The organism is Nocardia sp. NPDC004582 (assembly GCF_053602115.1).
Genome location: NZ_JBSGCY010000043.1, coordinates 12682 through 34365, shown reverse-complemented (window position 1 = coordinate 34365; position 21684 = coordinate 12682). Strand labels below are relative to the sequence as shown.

18 protein-coding genes are annotated in these 21684 nt (G+C 69.0%); 7 read left to right on the top strand and 11 right to left on the bottom strand.

Annotation, left to right across the window (positions count from 1 at the left end; translation table 11 throughout):
* Nucleotide 1: 1 nt before the first annotated feature.
* Together ACWELJ_RS14935 and ACWELJ_RS14930 are read right to left on the bottom strand one after the other, a co-directional pair.
* Nucleotides 2–1420, bottom strand: coding sequence for an L-fucose/L-arabinose isomerase family protein (locus ACWELJ_RS14935; protein WP_452366714.1), 1419 nt, complete (start codon nucleotides 1418–1420; stop codon nucleotides 2–4).
* A 111-nt stretch (nucleotides 1421–1531) separates the two neighbouring features.
* Nucleotides 1532–2389: a glycosyl hydrolase family 32 gene (locus ACWELJ_RS14930; protein WP_452366713.1), complete on the bottom strand. Its 858-nt coding sequence runs from the start codon at nucleotides 2387–2389 to the stop codon at nucleotides 1532–1534.
* Nucleotides 2390–2618: 229 nt separating this feature from the next.
* Here ACWELJ_RS14930 and ACWELJ_RS14925 point away from each other — a divergent pair, with 229 nt between their 5' ends.
* From ACWELJ_RS14925 to ACWELJ_RS14915, 3 genes are all read left to right on the top strand, one after another.
* Nucleotides 2619–4070 carry a DUF222 domain-containing protein gene (locus ACWELJ_RS14925; protein ID WP_452366712.1) on the top strand — a complete coding sequence of 484 codons (1452 nt, stop codon included), beginning with the start codon at nucleotides 2619–2621 and terminating at the stop codon, nucleotides 4068–4070.
* Between the two features lie 447 nt (nucleotides 4071–4517).
* Nucleotides 4518–5693 carry a winged helix DNA-binding domain-containing protein gene (locus tag ACWELJ_RS14920; protein ID WP_452366711.1) on the top strand — a complete coding sequence of 392 codons (1176 nt, stop codon included), beginning with the start codon at nucleotides 4518–4520 and terminating at the stop codon, nucleotides 5691–5693.
* A 227-nt stretch (nucleotides 5694–5920) separates the two neighbouring features.
* Entirely contained in the window at nucleotides 5921–7516 is a 1596-nt protein-coding gene (locus ACWELJ_RS14915) for an ABC-F family ATP-binding cassette domain-containing protein (RefSeq protein WP_452366710.1), read from the top strand.
* A gap of 60 nt (nucleotides 7517–7576) precedes the next feature.
* Here the strand turns inward: ACWELJ_RS14915 and ACWELJ_RS14910 are convergent, their stop codons facing one another.
* Together ACWELJ_RS14910 and ACWELJ_RS14905 are read right to left on the bottom strand one after the other, a co-directional pair.
* Nucleotides 7577–8338, bottom strand: a complete 762-nt coding sequence (locus ACWELJ_RS14910) for a tyrosine-protein phosphatase (protein WP_452366709.1) — start codon at nucleotides 8336–8338, stop codon at nucleotides 7577–7579.
* A 4-nt stretch (nucleotides 8339–8342) separates the two neighbouring features.
* Nucleotides 8343–10508, bottom strand: a complete 2166-nt coding sequence (locus tag ACWELJ_RS14905; RefSeq protein ID WP_452366708.1) for a pyruvate, phosphate dikinase — start codon at nucleotides 10506–10508, stop codon at nucleotides 8343–8345.
* 276 nt (nucleotides 10509–10784) lie between these two features.
* Between ACWELJ_RS14905 and ACWELJ_RS14900 the strand changes: the two genes are divergently transcribed.
* Entirely contained in the window at nucleotides 10785–12395 is a 1611-nt protein-coding gene (locus ACWELJ_RS14900) for a FadD3 family acyl-CoA ligase (protein WP_452366707.1), read from the top strand.
* Here the strand turns inward: ACWELJ_RS14900 and ACWELJ_RS14895 are convergent, their stop codons facing one another.
* The 7 genes from ACWELJ_RS14895 to ACWELJ_RS14865 all read right to left on the bottom strand — a co-directional run bounded on the left by ACWELJ_RS14895 (nucleotide 12396) and on the right by ACWELJ_RS14865 (nucleotide 18519).
* Nucleotides 12396–12995 (bottom strand): Dabb family protein, encoded by a 600-nt coding sequence (locus ACWELJ_RS14895; protein WP_452366706.1) that lies wholly within the window; start codon nucleotides 12993–12995, stop codon nucleotides 12396–12398.
* Nucleotides 12992–13318, bottom strand: coding sequence for a hypothetical protein (locus ACWELJ_RS14890; RefSeq protein ID WP_452366705.1), 327 nt, complete (start codon nucleotides 13316–13318; stop codon nucleotides 12992–12994). The genes ACWELJ_RS14895 and ACWELJ_RS14890 overlap by 4 nt, the downstream gene beginning before the upstream one ends.
* Nucleotides 13315–14220: an LLM class F420-dependent oxidoreductase gene (locus ACWELJ_RS14885; RefSeq protein ID WP_452366704.1), complete on the bottom strand. Its 906-nt coding sequence runs from the start codon at nucleotides 14218–14220 to the stop codon at nucleotides 13315–13317. Before ACWELJ_RS14885 ends, ACWELJ_RS14890 begins: the two co-directional genes overlap by 4 nt.
* Before the next feature lie 255 nt (nucleotides 14221–14475).
* A complete protein-coding gene (locus ACWELJ_RS14880; RefSeq protein ID WP_452366703.1) occupies nucleotides 14476–15291 on the bottom strand; it encodes an SDR family NAD(P)-dependent oxidoreductase in 816 nt (271 codons plus the stop codon).
* A 29-nt stretch (nucleotides 15292–15320) separates the two neighbouring features.
* Nucleotides 15321–16052: a glucose 1-dehydrogenase gene (locus ACWELJ_RS14875; protein WP_452366702.1), complete on the bottom strand. Its 732-nt coding sequence runs from the start codon at nucleotides 16050–16052 to the stop codon at nucleotides 15321–15323.
* A gap of 1 nt (nucleotide 16053) precedes the next feature.
* Nucleotides 16054–17751, bottom strand: a complete 1698-nt coding sequence (gene kstD / locus ACWELJ_RS14870; RefSeq protein WP_452366701.1) for a 3-oxosteroid 1-dehydrogenase — start codon at nucleotides 17749–17751, stop codon at nucleotides 16054–16056.
* A gap of 12 nt (nucleotides 17752–17763) precedes the next feature.
* Nucleotides 17764–18519, bottom strand: a complete 756-nt coding sequence (locus tag ACWELJ_RS14865; protein WP_452366700.1) for a glucose 1-dehydrogenase — start codon at nucleotides 18517–18519, stop codon at nucleotides 17764–17766.
* 174 nt (nucleotides 18520–18693) lie between these two features.
* Here ACWELJ_RS14865 and ACWELJ_RS14860 point away from each other — a divergent pair, with 174 nt between their 5' ends.
* From ACWELJ_RS14860 to ACWELJ_RS14850, 3 genes are read left to right on the top strand one after another with little or no spacing between them, the layout of a single operon-like run.
* Complete coding sequence (locus ACWELJ_RS14860; protein ID WP_452366699.1) at nucleotides 18694–19821, top strand: LLM class flavin-dependent oxidoreductase; 1128 nt, start codon at nucleotides 18694–18696, stop codon at nucleotides 19819–19821.
* Between the two features lie 34 nt (nucleotides 19822–19855).
* The gene (locus ACWELJ_RS14855) at nucleotides 19856–20608 is read left to right on the top strand and encodes an SDR family NAD(P)-dependent oxidoreductase (RefSeq protein WP_452366698.1); all 753 of its coding nucleotides are present in this window, start codon (nucleotides 19856–19858) and stop codon (nucleotides 20606–20608) included.
* Nucleotides 20609–20657: 49 nt separating this feature from the next.
* Nucleotides 20658–21611: an alpha/beta hydrolase gene (locus tag ACWELJ_RS14850; protein ID WP_452366697.1), complete on the top strand. Its 954-nt coding sequence runs from the start codon at nucleotides 20658–20660 to the stop codon at nucleotides 21609–21611.
* Nucleotides 21612–21684: the final 73 nt, after the last annotated feature.

Genomic DNA, 21684 nt, shown 5'->3' with positions numbered 1-21684 from the left:
GTCAGCCCGCCCGGGTGAATTCGTCGAGGGTGAGGCCCAGCAGCTCACAGGCCGCGCGCACGGTGGCGCGCTGATCACCGGGGACGGCGTGAATGTGGTTGGCGCCGAAGCGGGACAGGAAGTCCCCGGCGTCGGCGTCCAGGCGCGCGAAGGCGTGCGGCCATTCCCAGGTGGACTGCTTCATCAGCGCTTCGTTGGTGGCCTCGTCATAGGTTTCGAACGCGCCGAGCATGAGCTGCATGCGGTAATCGCCGTCGCGGCGGGTGAGGCGGGCGAAGGTCATCTCGCCGGGCGCGGCCAGGTGGTGCACCGACGCGCCGCCCGCCGGGAAGAAGAACACCTCCGGGTACAGGTGCACCCGAGCCAGGTTCTCGGACGGGTCGTCGCTGCGGGCCGCGTACCAGGTGGCGTGCTGGCCGGAATTGCACAGGTCCCAGATGTCGCGGTCGGCGTGGTAGTGGCGGACGTCGGCGAAAAGCACCGGGGTGCCGGAGATCTGCTTGAGCAGCTGCATGGTGAGCGCGCCGTCCATATCGGCCTCGGTGGCGCAGACGTGCGGCTGTTTGGGGCCGTTCCAGTCGTAGGGGTCGTTGAGGAACGCCTCGGTGATGTCCATGGTGGCGAAGTTCTGGGTGAGTTCCGGCTGGCCCTTGATGCCGGAGAAGTCCAGCCGCCATTCCGCGATCAGATCCCGCACCGCCAGATAGGAGCGCAGCTGGCGTTCCAGCAGGTCGGGCGTCAGCTTGACCCCGTCGTAGTGCACCCCGGCGGCATTGCGCTCCAGCCATTCTCGCGCCGCCCGCGCCTCACCGGCGTCGGCCTGGTCGGCGCGGCGCACGATCTCCCACTGGTCGATCTCCTCCACGTCGATCCCGAACACCCGCTGCCACTGATCGGTATTGGCGACCGCCGTGTTCATTCCCATGGGCCGCCCGCCGAACCGTCCGAAGGTGCTGCCCCGCAGGCTCGCCACCGCCGCCGCGGCCCGCGCCCGGTCCCCGATCGCCGCGATCAGCTCCGGATCGGCCGGGTCGCCCCACAGCCGGGCGTGCTCGCGCCCGATCTGATCGAGGGCACCGCCCGCCGCCAGCATCCCCACCATGCCCGGCTGCACCGGATCGATATTCGACAACAGCAGCAGCGGTCCCCGCAGCGCGCCCGCCGCCAGCATGGTGAAGTGCGGGAACGCCCACACCGCGTAATGCAGCACGGTCAGATCCACCCCCGCGGCCTCCACCCGCCGGGCCACCTCCACGGCCCGGTCATTGCCCGCGACCGGTTCCCGGCCTCGAATCACGGTGTGCCCGGCCGCGGTCAGCTCGGCCACCAGCCGATCCTCCGCGGTCTTGATGAATCCGACGATGCCGCCGTGCACATAGTCGCGGCCGTCGGAAAGACTGATCACGCCGATTCGGGCCATGGTGCCTGCCTCCCCGCAACGTTCTGATCGTCAGCACTGGGTGGGACTCTCGACTCTCCGTCCAGAATCCCAGTTCAGACCGCACGCCACGCCCGAAATCGGATTTTCGCGTCAGTGCGGGTCGCGCCGCCCGGCCGGGAAGCGCAAGGGGGCCAGCGCGACTCCACCCTGCCCCCAGCCCGCGTGAGTGACCCAGTGGGCGTCGTCGTGCACGATCACCTCCGCCGCGTGCGCCGGGATCCAGCCCACGCGGGCGGACGGGTCGAAATGAAATGGGTTGTCACCGCGGAAGATCTCGGTGCCGGTGTAGTCCGGGCGCGGTCCGATCAGCAGATACCAGTGATCGGCGTGGCGCAGGACGAACGGCGATTCGGTGTTGCCCGCGCCGGTGCCGGTCGTGGGGTCGGTGAAGGCGATGCGCCGGTCACTCCAGTGCACCAGGTCGGCGCTGGTGCGATAGGCGACGACGTGATTGCCGCCCGCCGGGGTACTGGTGGCGCAGTAGTACATGACCCACCGGCCGTCGACCCGCAGCACCATGGGGTCGCGCGCGTCGTAGCCGTCGCGGAATACCGGGCTCGCCGGGTGCCGGGTCCAGGTGAACAGATCCGTCGAGGTCGCCAGCCCCATACCGGTTGCCGTGCGGTCGGTTCCACCACCGTCGTAGAACATCCAGTACCGATCGCCGTGCCGGACCACGAACGGCGCCCAGAGATGCCGCTCCCCGCGCTCTCGATCCACGGTCAGCGCAGGCGGATGCTTGGTCCACGGACCGCGCGGATCGTCCGCAGTGGCGTGCGCGAACTCGGTCTCGTCGAAGGGGTCCGCCGGTTCCGGATGCGTGATCCCGAACAGATGCCACCGCCCGCCGGCGTCCCGGATCAGCGTGTGGTCATTGATATACCAGCGCCGACCGGGCTCGCTCGGGTCATAGATGTGCCGGAACTCTCCCGCCCGCACCTCGCTCATATCTCTCCTCGGTCCAGGACGAGACGCACACGATCACCGGAGCGAAGGCTCGGCCACTCCGGGAGAAACATCGAATCATGAAACTCGATCGTGGTGGGGTGCGCATTCGCGGGCGCATCGAAGATGATCACAAACTGGTCGTTCATATTTCAATTTCAGAATTCTGAAATACATTGCATCACACTGGAATTCGCCTGTCGCGATGCTTGGATGGCGGTAGAATTAGCACATGGATTCGAACGGAGTGACACTCGACGACTGCGGCATCGCTGAACTGACGGCCGCGGTCTCGACCTTGTCCGAATCCGTACAGACCGGGAAGCTGGCCGAGTTCTCCGACGGCGATGTCGTGGCGTTGATGCAGAAGCTCGAAGCGTGCAAGCGTCAGCTGGCCGCGCTCGATACCCGTTTGATCAGCGAGGCCGGGGAGCGGTCGCTGCATTCACGTAGCGGGGCCGGGAAGATGGTGCCGTTCCTGCGCCACACCCTCGGCCTCTCGCGCTACGACGCGGCGCTGCGAGTGAAGGTGACCCACCACTGCGGAGAATTCTTCGAACCCACCGGTCACCTGCGTCCCGCGGTTTTGCCGGTGATGGCCGAAGCGTTTGCCGCAGGCGAGATCTCGCGTGACCACGTGCGCCACATCATGGACGTGATGAACCATCTGCCCGTGGACGTGCCTACCGAGGCGCGCGCGGAGGCCGAGCGGATCCTGGTCGACTACTCGCGCAACGGGTGGCCCGATGACCTGCTGAAGATCGGGCGCGACATCGTCGCCCGCCTGGATCCCGACGGCAAAGTGGTGTCGGACGCCGATCGTCGTCGCCGTCGCGGGATCACGGTGTGTCGCCCGGGCGTGGACGGCATGAGCCGCATCGAGGGCTGGATCACTCCCGAGCTGCGGGCGTGCCTGGACGCGGTGTTCGCCAAGCTCGCCCGGACCGGCATGTGCAACGTCGAAGACCCCGAAAGCCCCACCGCCACCGGCGGGTTCATCGCCGACAGTGTTCTCGACGCCGCCGCGCGTCGTGACCGTCGCGATGCCGGGCAGCGCACCCACGACGCGCTGCTGGCCCTGGTGCAGCCGGGTGTGAACATGCGGACCCTCGGCATGCACCGTGGCCTGCCCGTCGAGGTGGTGCTCACCATGAGCCTGACCGACCTCGAGAACGGCACCGGCGTCGCCACCACCGCCTCCGGCACCCAGATCTCGATCAACGAAGCGTTGAAGATGGCCGAGGGCACCAAACCGGTCATCGCGGTCCTCGACGGCGACGGAATGCCGCTCTACCTGCGGCGTTCCCGCCGAACCGCCAACCGCGCCCAACGCCTGGCCCTGTTGGCCAGAGACAAAGGCTGCACCCGACCGGGGTGTGAACAACCCGCGAACATGTGCGCCGCCCACCACGTCACCGACTGGGCCAAAGGCGGACCGACCGACATCAACAACCTCACACTCGCGTGCGACCACTGCCACGCGTTGATCAACGACGGCCCCGACGGCTGGAAAACCGTTGTGATGGGTAAAGACTCGCCCTATGCGGGCCGCACTGGGTGGATTGCTCCGAAGAGTCTTGACCCCACAGGCACCCCACAAGTGAACGATCGCCATCACGTCGGGCAGGCCATCGCCGCTGCCATCGATTCCAGCTGCCGAACGTGGCGCTCACGGGCAGCATGACACCCAGCTGCTCGTGCGCTGCTGGCGTGCGCAAAACAACGGAAAGTGTGGTCACCTCGCCTGCCCTGCCGGACTTGGGCTGACGCCAGGCTGGGAGCCGTCAGCCTGCGATCCCAGCCCACGGACCGCACGCATCACCTTCTCGAGACAAAGCCCAAAGAACCTCCACAGATAACCCCACCGCGCTTGCCCGCCCCGCCAGCTCCACAGTGCATGCCCCGCCGCGCCTGCCTTGCGCCGCCTGCCACGACGCTGATCTTCCCGCGCGCCGGGACGATGAGCGACCGAGCCATGAGGGGGCTGGAAGGTGAGGAACCTCGCAAGCTCGGCCACCCTCCCTCTCTTCTCCTGCCCTTACCGGTGGGGGCTGGTAGGCGAACGGGCCACCCAAGCTCAACCAGGCTTTCCTTCTTCTCCAGGCGTCTTTTATCCCTTGGCTTCTCGTCTTTGGTCTTGTTCTTTGGTCTTATCCAGGGCCGCAGATCTAGGACGAAAACAGTCCTATATCAGCCAGACAATCGACTTATGCAGACACTTTCGCTGAGCACCCTGAACCGGACGCTGCTGCTGCGCCAGAGGTTGAACGAGCGGGTCAGCGTCTCCGCCGCCGATTTGATCCGGCATCTGGTCGCGGTGCAGGCGCAAGAGCCGAACTGGCCGTATGTGGGACTGTGGTCGCGATTGGAGGGGTTTCGGCGCGAGGACCTGGCGGCGGTGCTGGAGGATCGAAGTGTGCTGCGGGCCACTACGATTCGACGCACCGTGCATTTGACAGATGCCGAGGACTACCGCTGGTTGTTTCCGACGGTTCGGCCTGCCATCGAGCCCACCTTTCGGTCGGCGTACTTCCGGGACGCCGTCGCGGGGCTCGACATCGGCGAATTGGCCTCGGCTGGAGCGGAATTCCTGACGGGCACGGGGATTTCGCGGCGCGAGCTCGGCAAGCTGCTGACCGCACGGTTCCCCGGCCGTGAATCCCGTTTCCTGGTTCACGCGCTCGGCATCATCCACCCGCTGGTGCACACCCCCGACGCGGGAGCGTGGGGTGCTTGGCGTGGGCGCCCGGTGTCGGTCGCCTTGGCCGAGGAGGTGATCGGCGCGCCGCTGGCCGACGGCCCGCGGCCCGAGACACTGATCCGCCGGTATCTGGCCGCGTACGGTCCCGCGACACCGGCCGATATTCAGGAGTTCGCGGGCGTCACGCGGCTGGCCGAGGTGCTGGACACGATGCGATCGGAACTCCGTGTGCTGCGGGATGACGCCGGCCGGGAGTTGTTCGATCTCCCGGACGCGCCCATTGCGGAGCCGGACCTGCCCGCCCCGGTCCGATTCCTCCCGGCGTTCGACAATTCCTGCCTCGGCCACCGCGATCGCCGCCGCATCATTCGCGACGAGGATCGGGCACGGATCGCCAGGATCGCGTCCGGCGGCGTCCCCATGTATCTCGTCGACGGCTTCGTGCACGGCCGCTGGGACGTGGACGGTTCGACGCTGCGGGTCACCCCGTGGCATCCGCTCACGCCGGGCGACGAGTCCGCCGTTCAGGCCGAAGCCGAGCGGCTGCTCCCGTGGCTCGCCACCCCGGCCGGTGCGGTGACCAGCGTCAGCATCGGTTCTCGATGACGACGTAGGACCCGCGAGGCCCCGGGAAATGCCCGGCTCCTCCGTCAGGGCCGCTGGTAAGGTGGCTGAGTGCTCATCGAGGAAGTCGACAGAATCTAGCCGCCCAGTCGAAGGCGGCGCATTTCCTCACACCTTTTCCGAAGCGCCCGATACGCCTTCGTCTGCTTCCGCACCCCTTGGAATTCACGCGGCCCGCTCACACACGAGCAGGAAAGAGTCGACGACCCATGTCCACATCCATGCCCTCAGCCATCACCCTGCGGGATCTGTCCTTCGAATGGCCCGACGGCGTTGTCGCACTGTCCGGGCTGACCGGCAGCCTGACCGCCGGGCGCACCGGTCTGGTCGGGCGTAACGGCGCCGGCAAATCGACGCTGTTGCGGCTGATCGCCGGGATCCTGACACCGACCTCCGGACGCATCGAGACCTCCGGGGCAGTGGGATACCTCCCGCAGACGCTCACCCTCGGTCGCGAGGCCACCATCGCCGAATTACTCGGTATCGCAGGCGAACTCGCGGCCCTGCGAGCGATCGAATCCGGCGATGCCGACGAAGCGCACTTCGAAAAGATCGGCGACGACTGGGATATCGAGTCGCGCGCCGAGGAAGCCCTTCACGACATCGGTTTCGGCGCAGCCGATCTCGATCGCAAGGTCGGTGAGATCTCCGGCGGCGAAGCCGTGCTCGTCGCGATCACCGGCCTGCGGGTCCGGCGTACACCCATCACGCTGCTCGACGAGCCGACCAACAATCTGGATCGCGAAACCCGTTCCACCCTCACCGAATTCGTGGATTCGTGGCCAGGCACTCTCGTCGTGGTGAGCCACGACCTCGAACTGCTCGAGCATATGGACGCCACCGCCGAACTGCGCGGCGCGTCGCTGGAGGTGTTCGGTGGGCCCTACAGCGCGTGGAAACAGTACGTCGAGCAGGAGCAGGCCGCCGCCCGGCAGGCCGCCCGCAGCGCCGAGCAGGCGTTGAAGGTCGAGAAACGGCAGCGGATCGAGGCCGAGACCAAACTCGCCCGGCGCGAGCGCACCGCCCGCGCCACCCAGCGCGACGGCGGCATCCCGCGCATCCTCGCCGGCAACCGGGCCAGCAAGGCGCAAGGCTCCGCGGGGGCCCTGCGCACCACCCTCGACGCGAAAATCCGTGCGGCCCAGGATACTTTGGACGCCGCAGCCGCCCGGGTCCGCGACGACGAGCACATTCGCCTCGAGCTGCCCGACCCGGATGTGCCGCGCAGCCGCCGCATCGCGGAACTGAGCGACGGCGACCGCACCGTCATCATCCAGGGGCCGGAGCGCGTCGCCCTGGTCGGCCCCAATGGCGCGGGCAAGTCGACGCTGATCGAGAACATGCTCAGCGGCACACATCCCGAACGCGGCGTCTTGCTGACCGACCGGGTGGGCTATCTGCCGCAACGATTGGACAATCTGGACGAGAACGCCAGCGCACTGGACAATGTGCGCGCGGTGGCCGTCGGCACCCCGACCGTCACCGTCCGTAATCACCTGGCCCGCTTGCTACTTCGCGGCACCAGCGTGGAACGGCCCGCGGCCACGCTGTCGGGCGGTGAACGCTTCCGGGTGTCGCTGGCGCGCCTGTTGTTCGCCGAGCCGCCGGCGCAACTGTTGATCCTGGATGAGCCGACGAACAATCTCGATATCGGCAGCGTCGAGCAACTCATCGACGCCTTGACCGATTATCGCGGCGCGATTCTGGTGATCAGCCACGATTTCGCGTTCCTGCGCCGGATCGGGATCGACACGGTGGTGGAACTCGAGCCGGGCGGCCGGCTCCGGCAGCGCGATTCCCTCTGAACGACTCCGGCGCCGGGCGTGTGACACGCCCGGCGCGGATATCGGCGGTACTACGACAGCTCAGGCGACCAGGGTGTCGCGCAGACGCTGGAGCTCGGATTCCGACAGGCCGTTGGTCAGCAGCCAAGCCGCGGCGCCGCCGTGGTCGGCGTGCAGGTTGGTCAGGAAGCCGTGCATGACCTCCGGGGAGACGGCCAGGATGCCGGTATTCGTCTGCGGCAGGCCCTCATACGACGGGAGGGCGTCGAGGCGGTCGCGGACCCGCTGGATGCGCTCGTTGGTGAGGGCGTAGTCGTGGGCGATGGCCGCGGCGGGGACGCCGACCGCGTCGAGCAGGATGGCCGCCAGCACGCCGGTGCGGTCCTTGCCCGCGGCGCAGTGGAACAGCAGGGACTGCTTGTCCGGGTCGATGATCAGGCGGACCGCGGCGACGATGTGCTCACCGCTGCCGCGCAGCAGCTGACCGTAGAGGTCGGTCAGGTCGACGCGGGTCTTGTCGGGGACCAGATCCCGTGCCGCCAACGAGGACTGGGGCGACTTGCGGATCGGGAGATTCGCGATGTGGACCTCGGCGTCGCCGATCAGGCCGTAGCCCTCGCGTTCCACCTCGTCGGGCAGGCGCAGGTCGATGACCGTGCGCAGGCCCAGCTTGCCGACCAGATGCGACAGGTCGTCGCAGGTGGCCTGCTGCAGGGTGGACGAGCGCAGCACCACGCCGAAGCGGGTGGTGCCGCCGCCGGTGACCGGCAGGCCGCCCAGGTCGCGGACATTGTCGATCTGGTCGAAGTCGACCCAGCGCTCGGTCACGGCGTCGGTGCTCACGGGATCAGTGGGCACGGCCGGCCGCCGCCTCTTCGGCGCGGGTCAGGCCGCACAAGCCGATCAGGTCTTCGTGCAGCTCGAACCAGACCGTGTGGTAGCTGTCCATGATCGGACGCGCCACATAGGTGTGGTCACCCTCGCCGATGCGTTCGACGGCGCGGTCCAGGCGATCCAGGTAGCGGGACAGGCGCGGGGCCAGGCCGCCCAGGTGGGCGATCAGCGGGCGCAGGGTCTGGTGGGTGGCGTTGAGGCGGGCCAGCACCGAGGCGTCGTAGTCGGCGTCGGCGTGGTCGTTGACCGTGGCCGGGTCCTTCATCTGCCAGTCGGTGATGATGACCTTGAGGTCGGCGTTGAAGACGCAGAACTCGTCGTAGGCGGCGGTCATGGCGGCCGCGTCGACGGTGCCGCGCTCCTCGGCGAGCAGCTGCTCCAGGCGCGGGCGGCCCTCGGGGGTGATGCGGAATCCGGCCGGGGTGGTGGCGCAGTAGCCGGCGTTCACCAAACCCTCACAGCAGGAGGCGATCTCGGCGGTGTCGGCGAACAGGCTCAGCGCCAGGTTGTCGGCGTTCACCCGGCCCTTGATGCCGACCAGCCGCAGCACGGCCAGTTCGGTGACGGGAGCGTCCACGGCGGTCACTTCCTCCTGCTCGTCGTTCTCGATTGCGGCGGAACGGGTTTCCAGGCGCTCGGCCAGCTGCTCGCCGTCCACGCCCGCCCACTGGGCGAGCTGGCGGACGTCGTCGAGCACGGCCTGCTCGACCGGCTTGGCGATGACCTCGCCCGGCAGCACCAGGCCCGCGCCGCCGTCCACGGTCACGGTCTTGCCGGTCAGCGCGGCCACCACGCCCGGACCACAGCCGACCACGCAGGGGCGGCCGAGTTCCCGGCTCACCAGCGCGGCATGCGAGGTGGTGCCGCCCAATTCGGTGACGATGGCGCGCGCGGCGATCATGCCGTGCAGATCGTCGGGGCTGGTGGTGGGACGCACCAGGATGACGTCCTCGCCCGCCTCGGCACGGGTCTCGGCCTCGTCGGGATCGGTCACGACCACACCGGAAGCCAGTCCGGGGCAGGCGGATTCGCCGCGGGCGAGCGGCTCCTGGCCGCCGGTGTCACCGGAGGCGGGGCGCAGCACCTCGCGCACCTGATCGGGGGTCACCCGATCCAGGGCCTCGTCGGCGCTGATCAGGCCCTCCTCGACCATGGCGACGGCGGTGCGCACCGCGGCGCGCGCCGAGCGCTTGGCCGGACGCGACTGCAGCAGCCACAAGGTGCCGGACTCGACGGTGAACTCGATGTCCTGCAGGTCGCGGCCGTCGTGCTCGAGCAGCTTCGCGGCGGCGATGAGCCGTTCGTGCACCGCGGGCTGGGTGCGCGCCAGATCGTCGAGCGGGCGCGGGGTCAGGCGGCCGGACACCACGTCCTCGCCCTGTCCGCCGACCAGCCACTCGCCGTAGACGGGGGTGTCGCCGGTGTTCGGGTTGCGGCTGAAAAGCACGCCGGTGCCGGACGATTCGTCGAGGTTGCCGAACACCATGGCCTGCACGGTGACCGCGGTGCCCATGGTGTCGGCCAGGCCGCGATGGGCGCGATAGGTCTTGGCGCGCGGGGAATCCCAGGACCGGAACACGGCCTCGATGGCGCCGCGCAGCTGATCCCACGGGTCGGCCGGGACGGCGCCGTTCGCGTCGCCGAGCACGGTCTCGCGGTACTGGTGCACGAAGCGGGAGCGGGTGTCCTCGGCGTAGCCGGGGTTGCGGGTCTCAGCGGCCAGCGCCTGCTGCACCGCGTCGGTCATGCCCAGGTTGAGGACGGTGTCCATCATGCCGGGCATGGAGATCGCCGCGCCCGAACGCACCGACACCAGCAGCGGGCGGTCCGCCGACCCGAAGCGGCGGCCGGTGCCGCGCTCGATCATGGCGATGCCCTCGAGCACCTGCGCCCAGATCTCCTCGGCGATGGCGCCGCGGGTGGTGTAGTCGGCCCAGCCGTCGGTGGTGATCACGAACGCGGGCGGCACCGGCAGCCCGAGCGCCCGCATGTGATCGATGCTCCACGCCTTGCCGCCGATCTTGTCCCGCGACAAGCCGCACGCGCCGTCGAGTTCGACAACGGTGGTCGCGCCCGCCGCGAGGTCCTGGCGCTGCGCAAGCTCCGTTCCGGCCGTCATGTCACTCCTTCGAGATTCTGGATTCATTCGCACTCCAGCGCTCCGCCGCTGCTCGAGCGGCCTGCCGGGCAATATCCGTCCCCCCGACGGTTCCACTACAACGAGGGTGCCGTGTGACGCCCCGCACCCCCAAGTCCCATCCCGATGACCGGAATGGGCGCGCCCCCGCACCCGCCCGCCGCGCCTGAAAACCCGTCGCACCATGGCACGCCCGGTCACCGGGATGGCACGGCGAAAACGGGCGATCGGGTGTGGGCGGTGGTGCAGGATGGGCGGATGGATCGGCGGCACTCGGGCGGCATCTCCGCGGTCGGACCCGTGACGACCATCCCGGCGCTGGTGGCCGATCGGGCGCGACGGTACCCGGAGGCGGTGGCCATTGCCGGACCGGCCGGACGGCTCACGTTCGCCGAGCTGGCCGACGAGGCCGCCGCGGTGACGCGGGCCGCGATCGCCTCGGGTCTGGAGGCCGGCGACCGGGTCGGGCTCTGGGCCCCCAACAGTGTCCGCTGGATCGTGACCGCCCTCGGCCTGCTCGGCGCGGGCGCGACCCTGGTGCCGATCAGCACCCGGCTGCGCGGCCCGGAGACCGCCGAGGTGCTGGCCCGCAGCCACGCCAAGGCCGTGTGCACCGTGCAGGAGTTCCTGGGCGCGGACTATCCGGCCATGCTCGCCGAATCCGGTGTCGGGCTACCGGATCTGGAACATCTCATCCTGCTCGACGACGCCCGCGGCGAGAGCGCGGCGGACTGGGACATCAGCTCGTGGGCGGGGTTCCTGGCCCCCGGCGCGGTGATCGAGCCGCAGTCCGCGATCGAACGCACCGCCGCCGTCGACCCGGAGTCCGTCTCCGACATCCTGTTCACCTCCGGCACCACCGGCGCCCCGCGCGGCGTGCTGGCCACCCACCGCCAGACCCTCGAGGTCTTCGCCCGCTGGTCCGAGGTCGTCACCCTGCGCCCGCGGGACCGATATTTGCTGGCGAACCCGTTCTCGCACACCTTCGGCTACAAGGCGGGCATCCTGGCCTGCCTGCTACGCACCGCCACCATGGTCCCGATGGAACGCTTCGACGCCGCCACCGCACTGCACCTGATCGAGAGCGAACGCATCACCGTCCTGGCCGGGCCGCCAACCCTTTTCACCGACCTGCTCGCCGCCGACCCCGACGACTACCTGCTCGGCTCGCTCCGCCTGGCGGGCACCGGCGGCGCCACCATCCCCGCCGAACTGGTCCGCCGCATTCGCGAGGACCTGCGCATTCCCGCCGTCTTCACCGCCTACGGCCTCACCGAGTCGATCGGCGTGGTGTCCATCTGCCCACCCGACTCCCCCGCCGAACTGGCCGCCGACACCGTCGGAAAACCCCTGCCCGGCAGTGAGATCCGCATCGTCGACCGGGAAGGCAAACCCCTCGACACCGGCGAGCCGGGCGAGATCACCGTCCGCGGCCCCAATGTCATGTACGGCTACCTGGACGATCCGGCGGCCACCGCCGCCGCCATCGACCCGGACGGCTTCCTGCACACCGGCGATATCGGCACCCTCGACACCGACGGCTACCTGCGCATCACCGACCGGCTCAAGGACATGTTCATCGTCGGCGGCTTCAACGCCTACCCGGCCGAGATCGAACGAGTCCTGCTGCAGCATCCCGATATCCGGGACGTCGCCGTGATCGGCATCCCCGACCAGCGCCTCGGCGAGGTGGGCCGCGCCGTCGTGGTCCCCGTCGCCGGGGCGGCCACCGATCCGGCCCCCATCATCGAATGGTCGCGCGCGCGGCTGGCGGGCTACAAGGTGCCGCGGGAGGTCGTCTTCGTCGACGACCTCCCGCGCAATGCCGGCGGCAAGGTGCTCAAACAGCGCCTGCGCGACCCGGCCTGATCAGTTCCCCAGCACCGGGCCGTCGGCCCAGCGGTACAGGTGGGCGATCGCCGGATCCACGATGGAGCCCGGGATCTCGGCGTCGAACCAGCGGTCGACATGCGTCCAGTGGTACGGGTGCAGCAGGTAGTCGCCATTGAGTCCGTCCGGATCGGCGAACTCCTGCTCCCAGACGTGGGTCCAGCGGGCGTGGCCGGGCACCCGGCTCAGCGACCAGGACCGGATGGCCGGAATGTGAGCGGGCATGGCCATCAGGTCCGATTCGAAGCGCGACACCGTCTCCGGGGACGTGCCGTCCCGGACGGTGAGCAGCAGGGTGCGCTTGACGCGGCGGGGCCCGTCGAGGCGGACCACGCGGGTGTGCACCGGGGCCAGCGGCACCAGGTCGGCGTCCGCGATCAGGCCCGGCAGGACCGCGCTGGGCGTCGACTCGGTGGTCAGGTCCCACAGCGCGCCCAGTCCGCCGGTACTGCCCGGCAGATCGACTCCGGCCGAGCAGTGCGCGACACCGGGATTCGCGGCCGCCGCGGAAGCGTAGGCGGACAGACGCCCGTCGGCGTCCTCGGCGGGCGGGGCGGTGAGAATCACCCAGCGGGTCATGCCTGCGCCTCCTGTACCGCCATGACGTGACGCTCCCTGGTCAGGGCGACCGCGTCGGTGTCGGACCAGAACGCCGCGACGCCCGGATCGGCGGCCGCGGCCGCGCGCATACCGTAGAAGTCGTAGATGCCCGGCAGCTCCCAGATGATCTGCACGGCCACCGAATCCGCGCCGGTGTGCTCACGCAGCACCTGCGGGGCGCGCAGGCCGCGCGCGGTGGCGCCGGGCAGGTAGTCGCCGCGCCAGCGGGTGAGCCAGTCCTCGGCGCGGTCGGCGGGCAGGACCACGCGGTCGAACACGCGGACGGGGGTCGCGGGGTTCACAGCTTCGCCTCCACGTCGTTGCGGTACCGATCCACGTACGCCGCGAGGTTTTCCACGCCGTTGAGCAGCGATTCCGGGCCGAACATGGGCGGGGTCAGCACGATGCGGCTCGCACCGGCGGTGACGTAGGGGCGCACGTAGCCGGGCTCGAACTCGCGCACGAAGTCGAACGACCCGGGCCAGATGGTCATTTCGACGGCGTCCTCGGAACGTCCGGCCGCCGCGGACAATTCGCGAATCCGGTCCGCGCCGCGCGCGAAATCCTCCGCGGAGATCGTGTACGGGAACCAGCCGTCGCCGACCCGCGCCGCCCGGCGCACGGCCGGGGCGCTGTTGCCGCCCAGCACGATCGGAATCGAGCGCTCGGGCTGCGGCTGACAGAACTGGTCGTCGAACGACACGTGCTTGCCGTGGAAGGTCGCGGGAGCCTGTGTCCACAGTTCCCGCATGGCGCCGATGCAGTCGTCGAGGCGGGTGCCGCGCTCCTCGAACGGCACCCCGATCGCCGCGTATTCCTCCTTCTGCCAGCCGATTCCGAGTCCCAGCAGCAGCCGCCCGTCCGAGATCCGGTCCAGGGTGGCCGCCCGCTTGGCCAGCACCACCGGGCTGTGCAGCGGGGCCACCACCATGGCGGTGCCCAGCTTCACCGTGCTCGACGCCGCGGCCACGAAGGCGAGGGTCTCGAGCGGATCGGTCATCGGCACCCCGATACCGCCGCCGCCCGGCATCCGCCCGTCGGGCGAGTACGGGTACAGCGGCTCGTAATCCTGGGCCACCACCACGTGTTCCACGGTCCAGATCGACTCCAGCCCGCATTCCTCGGCCGCCGCGGCGAACTCCCGCAGGAATCCACCCGAGGTCACCAGTCCGTCGAGATATGGCATGAGCATGCCGATGCGCATCGGACGCCTCCGTCCTTCCGGGTCCGGCCCGTTACTGGGCCACCCGTCGATCGTGGCTGTTGCGGGGGTCACAATTCGGAGCGGTCCCGTTCATCGGGACGATATATATCCGCAGTTCAGAGCATATTTATGCGGCAACGAGAGCTAGCCCCGCACCGAGAGGTGCAGGGCTGGCGAGCAGGGTTGACCACCGCTGCCCTCGGTTCGTGCCCCGGTGCCGAACACACCGGGGCACGGGAATTCCCGAGAGCCGGCTCAGATCTCCTTGCGCATCTGGGCCGTCAGCGGCTTCATGTAGCCCGAGCCGAGCAGGCGGCGCATGACGTTCATGGCCTTGGCGTCCTTGCCGATCAGGATGAGCGGCTTGTTCTTGCGGATGCCGTTCACGATGACCTTGGCGCAGTCCTCGGGGCTGGTCTGGGCCAGGCGATCGAAGTTGGCGGCCAGGTCGTCACGGTCGCGGGTGGCGGCGGCCCGTGCCTTCCAAGCGATCTCGGTCTTGATCATGCCGGGGTGAACGCTGGAGACGCCCACCTGGTGGCCCGCGATGATCATCTCCTGACGCAGCGCGTCGCTGATCGCGTGCATGGCGTACTTGGAGGAGCTGTAGCCGCCCTGGCTGGGGCAGGCCACCAGGCCGAACATGCTGGAGACATTGGCGAAATGGCCGTCGCCCGAGGCGATCACGTGCGGCAGGAACGCCTTCACGCCGTGCAGGGTGCCCCAGTAGTTGATGCCGAAGATCCACTCCAGGTCTTCCCAGGAGACTTCCTCGATATTGGCGGTCAGCGAGACACCGGCGTTGTTGATGACGATATTGACCTTGCCGAAGTCGGCCACGACCTCGTCGGCGTGCGCGTAGACGGCGGCCCGGTCGGCCACGTCCAGCTTGTAGGCGCGGGCCTTGGCGCCCACCTTCTCGCACAGCGCCACGGTCTCGGCGACATTGTCGTAATTGCGGCCCGACAACGCGAGCTGCGCCCCGTTGCGAGCGAGCTCGAGGGCCAGGGCCCGGCCGATGCCCGCGCCCGCACCGGTGATCACAGCGACTTTGCCGTGGAAGTCCTTCATGGGTGTTTCCTTGTCTCGCAACGGAGTTGTTACTGGGTGGTGAAGCCGCCGTCGGCGATGAACTCAGCGCCGGTGCTGTAGGAGGAGTCGTCGGAGATGAGGAACAGCACCATGTTGGCGAGTTCCTCGGGGGTGGCCGGTCGGGCGATGGGCTGGTTGGCCGCGATGCTCGCCGACCGCTCGGACGCGGCCACCATCTCGGTGGCCACGATGCCCGGATGCACGGAGTTGACGCGGACATTGTCGGCCGCGAATTCCTGTGCGGCCGTTTTGCTCATGCCGCGCACGGCCCACTTGGAGGCCACGTAGCCGAGGATGTTCGAGTAGCCGATCAGGCCGCCGGTCGAGGAGATGTTCACGATGGAACCCACCCCGGCGCGGCGCATGGAGCCGATGACGGCCTTCATGCCCAGGAACACCCCGACCTGGTTGACGTCGATCACCTTGCGGTAGTCGGCCTCCGACAGCTTCTCGATCGGGTCGACGTGCACGATGCCGGCATTGTTGACCAGGCCCGAGATCGGCCCGAAGGCCGCCTCGGTCTGCGCGACCACGTCGTTCCAGGCCGCCTCGTCGGTGACGTCGAGCGGGATGAACCGGGCGGCGTCACCGATCTCGGCGGCGACCGCCGCGCCCGCCTCGGCGAGCACGTCGGTGATCACCACCTTCGCGCCCTCGGCGGCCAGCTTGCGGGCGAAGGCCGCGCCCATGCCCCGGGCACCGCCGGTGACGATGACGACCTTGGAATCAACGCGTCCCATGTCAGTTCTCCTGTGCCGCTGTGGTTTCCGAACCGGTACGAGCGTCGGCGTCCGCGAGGTGGTTGGCCGCGATGTAGCCGAACACCATGGCGGGGCCGATGGTGGCGCCGGCGCCGGCGTAGTCGTTGCCCATGACGGCGGCGGAGTTGTTGCCCGCCGCGTACAGGCCCGCGATGACCGCGCCCTGGTCGTCGAGCACGCGGGCGTGCTCGTCGGTGACCAGGCCGCCCTTGGTGCCCAGGTCGCCCGGCACCATCTCGACCGCGTAGAACGGGCCGCGCTCGAGCGGGGCCAGCGTCGGGTTGGGCTTGACGGTCGGGTCGCCGTAGTAGCGGTCGTAGGCCGAGTCGCCACGACCGAAGTCCTCGTCGCGGCCGTTGCGGGCGAAGACGTTGAAGCGCTCGACGGTGGCGGCCAGTTTGTTGGCCGGGATGCCCAGCTTGTCGGCCAGCTCGGCCAGGGTGTCGGCCTGCTTGATGATGCCCGCGTCGAAGTACTTCTGGGGCAGCGGCCGCTTCGGGAAGTTGCCCAGGAACAGGTACCGGTCGCGGAAGTTCTGGTCGAAGATGAAGTGCGCGGGAATGCTGCCCGGCACCTTCTTCTCCTCGTCGTACATGGTGTGCACGACGTTCACGTACGGCGCGGACTCGTTGACGAAGCGGTCGCCCTTGGCATTGACCACGATCGCGCCCGGCTGCGAGCGCTCGGCCAGCATGAAGAACGGCGGGCCGTCGGGGTTGCGCACCGACGGACCCCACCAGGCGTCGTCCATGAGATCGACCGCGCCGCCGGCCTTCTGGCCCGCCACGATGCCCTCGCCGACGTTCTCGGTCGCGCCCACGGTCCAGCCGGTGTTCTGCGGCCCGTCGATGTACTGCTCACGCATCTCGAGGTTGTGCTCGAAGCCGCCCGCGGCCAGCACCACGCCGCGGCGCGCCTTGATGGTGACGGTGCGGCCCTCGTGCTCGGCGCGCACGCCGACCACCGCGCCGCCCTCGACGACCAGGTCGGTGAGCGGGGTGTTCAGCCACACCGGCACGCCCGCGTCGCGCAGCGACAGCCACAACCGGGCGGCGAGCGCCTTGCCCAGGCTCAGCGGCTTGGCGCCCTTGAGCATATTGAGGGCGGTCTGCGCGCCGACCTTCATGGCGGTCTTCTTGCCGGCCCAGGTGCGGGCGATCATGTTCAGGTCGTGGAAGTCCTTGACCGTGATCGCGATGCCCTTGGGGGCGGACATGGTCGGGCGGTTGATCTTGTCCAGATCCGCGCCGAGCAGCCGGCCGTCGATGATCTTGGGCTCGATGCTGCGACCCTGCGCCAGACCTCCCGGGAACTCCGGGTGGTAGTCGGAGTAGCCGCGGTCATAGGCGAACGCCCAGTGCTTGGAGCGGGCGCCGATGTAGCGGAACATCTCCGGGCCGTGTTCCAGGAAGGCGCGCTGCTTGGCCTCCGGAACCCGGTCGCCGACAACGGCTTTCAGGTAGGTGCGGGCCATCTCCGGGCTGTCCGGCACGCCCGCGGCCTGCAGCACCGGGTTGTTCGGCACCCAGATGCCGCCGCCCGAACGCGCGGTGGAGCCGCCGAACAGGCTGCTCTTCTCGATCAGGGTGACCGATAGGCCCCGGTAGGCGGCGGTCAGCGCGGCGGTCATGCCGGCCGCGCCGGAACCCACCACAACGACGTCGAATTCGAATTCCATGAATCTCGTTCCTTAGTAGCCGCAGCTGGTCAGCATGCCGCCGTCGACGACGAATTCGCCTCCGGTGCAATAACTCGAGGCGTCCGAGGCCAGGAACAACGCCACCTCGGAGACCTCGACCGGCTGACCCCAGCGCGGAATGGGCAATTCGGAGAAGAAGGAGTTGCCGTCCACCCCGGACGCGCCCGCCACGGACGCGGTCATGGGGGTGGCGATACCGCCGGGATGGATCGAGTTCACCCGGATACCCGAGTGCCCCAGTTCCCGGGCGGCGGACTTGGTGAGACCGCGCAGCGCGAACTTGCTCGCGCTGTAGGCCGACAGACCGGCCGCGCCGACGAAGCCCTCGACCGAGGACACGTTCACGATGGACCCGCCACCGGCCTCGATCAGGGCGGGCGCGGCGGTCTTGATGCCTAGGAAAGCGCCCGTGACGTTGATGTTCATGATGGTGTTGAACTCGTCCAGGCTCATCTCCAGGATGCGCTTGAACCGCAGGATCCCGGCATTGTTGACCAGCACGTCCAGCTTGCCGAACGTGGCGACGGCCGCGGCAACCGCTGCCTGCCAGTCGCTTTCACTGGTGACATCGTGATGCACGTAATGGACGGCGGCGCCCAGCTCGGCGGCCAGGGCCTTGCCCTCGTCGTCGAGCACGTCGCCGAATACGACCTTCGCGCCCTCGGCCACGAAACGGCGCACATGCTCCGCTCCCATGCCCCGGGCGCCGCCGGTCACCAGCGCCACCTTGCCGTCCAGCTGTCCCACCTGATCCCGTCCTTCCGCTGCTGTTCAACCGACGCTAAGTCCGGATGCGGAACACCGGCACGGTGTGGTCCCGGCCACTGAGACAACCTCATGACCTGAGGCTATGGGTGCAGTTGTATTTCGTTTAGGCATAAACGCCCGGACGGGTGAGTCAGCGCGCGCAAGGAGCCCCGGATGAAGTTCTCGATGATCTTCGAAGCGCAGATGACCGACCCCACCGCCGCCCACGAAGCCCAGGTGCTGCGCGACTGCGTCGAGCAGGCCGTGCTGGCCGACGAGGTCGGCTTCGACACCGTCTGGGCCGTCGAACACCACGGGCTCAAGTGGTACGCGCACATGAGCGCGCCGGAGATCTTCCTGACCTGGGTGGCCGCGCGGACGCGGCGGATCCGGATCGGGCACGGCGTGGTCTGCATGCCGTTCAACTTCAATCACCCCGTCCGCGCGGCCGAACGCGCCGCCATGCTCGACGTGCTGTCCGGCGGCCGCCTGAACCTGGGCGCGGGCCGCGGCGCGACCGCCGTCGAGACCTCCATGTGCGGAGTCGATCCCGACCGCACCTACCAGGAGGTCGAGGAATCGCTGCGGATGATCGCCGCCGCCTGGCAGGACCCCGAGGGCGAATTCGAATACCACGGTGAGCTGCTCGACATCGGCCCGCACCACCTGCTGCCGCGGCCGGTGCAGCGCCCGCATCCCCCGCTGTTCATGGCCTGCACCAAGAAGGACACCCTGAAACTGGCCGCCGAGTACGGAATCGGCGCGCTGGTCCTGGGTTTCGCGGGCATCGAGGAGATCGCCGAACTGCGCCGCATCTACGACGAGGCCATCGCCGCCCGCACCGGCGAACGCCTGGTGTCCACCGTCGTCAACGACCACTTCGCGGCGCTGTGCCCGACCATCGTGCTCGACGACGGGGAGCGGGCCCGCCAGATCGGGGCGCGCGGGCAGCGGTTCTTCGCCCAGTCCATCAAGTACTACTACGGCGCGGGCCCGGTGCCCGACGAGGCCGTGGAGCCGGGCGTGGACGAACTCGCCAAGATGCGCGAGGTCGCCGACGAGCACGTCGCGTACCTGCACGAAGCCAAGATCCCGGTGAAGACCGGGGCCACGGCCATCTTCAACACCGAGCACGCCTACGGCACCGCCGAGGACGCCATCGCCTACGTCGAGCGGCTGCGCGACGCCGGGGCCGACGAGATCCTGTGCCTCATCCAGATGGGCACCGTGCCCCAGCAGGCGTGCCTGGAAACCATCCGTCAGTGGGGGGAGAAGGTCATCCCCCACTTCCGCAACAAGTAGCACCGTCTCAACTCAGACAGAGAAGGAAATCGAAATGGCTGATCTGACCGGCAAAGTCGCCCTGATCACCGGAGCCGCCCGCGGCCAGGGCGCGGCCGAGGCCACGCTGTTCGTCGAGCGCGGCGCGCAGGTGGTCATCACCGACGTGCTCGAGACCGAAGGCAAGGAACTCGCCGAATCCCTCGGCGAGAACGCCCGTTTCGTACGCCACGACGTCACCGACTCCGCGAGCTGGGACGCCGCCGTGGCGGTGGCCGTCGACACCTTCGGCAAGCTGGACGTGCTGGTGAACAATGCCGCCATCTACACCATGAAGCCGATCGCCGAGACCACTCCCGAAGAGCTGGAACGGATTCTGACCGTCAACCTGGTCGGCGCGTTCCGCGGCATCAAGGCGGTGCTGCCGGCCATGACCGCCAATGGCGGCGGGTCCATCGTGAACATCTCCTCGCAGTCCGGCCTCGAGGGCCTGATGAACCACTCCGCCTACGGCTCCTCCAAGTGGGGTCTGCGCGGTCTGTCCAAGGTCGCCGCCCTGGAGCTGGGCCTGTCCCAGATCCGGGTCAACTCGGTCTACCCCGGCCCCATCGCCACCCCGATGGTCCCCTACCTGACCACCGGCCCCGGCAGCTTCCCGACCCTGCCGCTGGAACGCACCGGCCTGCCCGAAGAGGTCGCCGAACTGGTCGCCTTCCTCGCCTCGGACGCCTCGGCCTACATCACCGGCGCGGAGGTGTCGATCGACGGCGGTCTGGCCGCGGGCAAGTTCATTCCGCGCGGCATGTGACCGTTCCGCGAAACCCGCAGTGACACAGCGCGATCCAGGAAGGCCCGTAATGACCCTGTCCCCCGAATGGCAGACCTTCGTCGACGCCGCCACCGCGGCGTTCCCGGCGCTGGGCACCGAGGTGTTCGACGCCACCGAGGCACGGGCCTTCCTGGCCGCCCGCCGACCCGCACCCGTCGAGCCCATTCCCGTCGCGGGAGTGGAGGATCGAATGGTGCCCGGCCCGGGCGGCGCGCCCGAGGTGCCGGTGCGGGTGTACCGGCCGCTGGACGCCGAACCCGTTCCGGCCATCGTGGTCTTCTACCACGGCGGCGGATTCGTGCTGTGCGGCTTGGACTCCCACGACCGCTTCTGCCGCACCATGGCCAACGAGGCCGGGGTGATCGTGGTGTCGGTGGACTACCGCCGCGCCCCCGACGCCCGCTTCCCGGCCGCGGCCGACGACGCCTACGCCGTGCTGCGCTGGGCCGCCGCCCATGCCGAGGACCTGGGCGGGGATCCCGCCCGGATCGCGGTGGCGGGCGACAGCGCGGGCGGCAATCTCGCCACCGTCGCGGCCATCGCCGCGCGCGACAACGACGGACCCGATATCGCGTTCCAGCTGCTCATGTACCCGATGCTGGATCCGGCCTGTGATCGCCCGTCGCACACCGAGAACGCCGAGGGCTACTTCACCACCGCGGCGCACATCCGGTGGTACTGGGAGCAGTACCTGTTCTCCGACGCCGAGAAGTCGGACCCCTACGCCAATCCCACCATCGCCGACCTCACCGGGCTGCCGCCCGCGCACATCGCCACCGCGGAATTCGATCCGCTGCGCGACGAGGGCGAGGCCTACGGGCAGCGGCTGCGTGAGGCCGGGGTGGAGACCGAGATCCACCGCTGGAACGGCACCGTGCACGGGTTCATGTCGATGGCCTTCCATCTGCGAGAGACCCAGAGCGCCAACACGACCGCGTTCACCGCGCTGCGCCGGGCGCTGGCGCGCACGCCCGTCGTCTGAATTTCACCGCTCGGTCCCGGCCCGACCGGTTAGCATCACCTGCGTTCGTCCGTTTGAAACGTCAGGAATTCAC

Bases quoted from the DNA above. Each gene is read 5' to 3' on its own strand.
- ACWELJ_RS14915 (WP_452366710.1), top strand. From the start codon at position 5,921: ATGTCCACATCCATGCCCTCAGCCATCACCCTGCGGGATCTGTCCTTC.
- ACWELJ_RS14900 (WP_452366707.1), top strand. From the start codon at position 10,785: ATGGATCGGCGGCACTCGGGCGGCATCTCCGCGGTCGGACCCGTGACG.
- ACWELJ_RS14860 (WP_452366699.1), top strand. From the start codon at position 18,694: ATGAAGTTCTCGATGATCTTCGAAGCGCAGATGACCGACCCCACCGCC.
- ACWELJ_RS14880 (WP_452366703.1), bottom strand. From the start codon at position 15,291: ATGAAGGACTTCCACGGCAAAGTCGCTGTGATCACCGGTGCGGGCGCG.
- ACWELJ_RS14850 (WP_452366697.1), top strand. From the start codon at position 20,658: ATGACCCTGTCCCCCGAATGGCAGACCTTCGTCGACGCCGCCACCGCG.
- kstD (WP_452366701.1), bottom strand. From the start codon at position 17,751: ATGGAATTCGAATTCGACGTCGTTGTGGTGGGTTCCGGCGCGGCCGGC.
- ACWELJ_RS14875 (WP_452366702.1), bottom strand. From the start codon at position 16,052: ATGGGACGCGTTGATTCCAAGGTCGTCATCGTCACCGGCGGTGCCCGG.
- ACWELJ_RS14885 (WP_452366704.1), bottom strand. From the start codon at position 14,220: ATGCGCATCGGCATGCTCATGCCATATCTCGACGGACTGGTGACCTCG.
- ACWELJ_RS14930 (WP_452366713.1), bottom strand. From the start codon at position 2,389: ATGAGCGAGGTGCGGGCGGGAGAGTTCCGGCACATCTATGACCCGAGC.
- ACWELJ_RS14925 (WP_452366712.1), top strand. From the start codon at position 2,619: ATGGATTCGAACGGAGTGACACTCGACGACTGCGGCATCGCTGAACTG.
- ACWELJ_RS14935 (WP_452366714.1), bottom strand. From the start codon at position 1,420: ATGGCCCGAATCGGCGTGATCAGTCTTTCCGACGGCCGCGACTATGTG.
- ACWELJ_RS14905 (WP_452366708.1), bottom strand. From the start codon at position 10,508: ATGACGGCCGGAACGGAGCTTGCGCAGCGCCAGGACCTCGCGGCGGGC.
- ACWELJ_RS14895 (WP_452366706.1), bottom strand. From the start codon at position 12,995: ATGACCCGCTGGGTGATTCTCACCGCCCCGCCCGCCGAGGACGCCGAC.
- ACWELJ_RS14855 (WP_452366698.1), top strand. From the start codon at position 19,856: ATGGCTGATCTGACCGGCAAAGTCGCCCTGATCACCGGAGCCGCCCGC.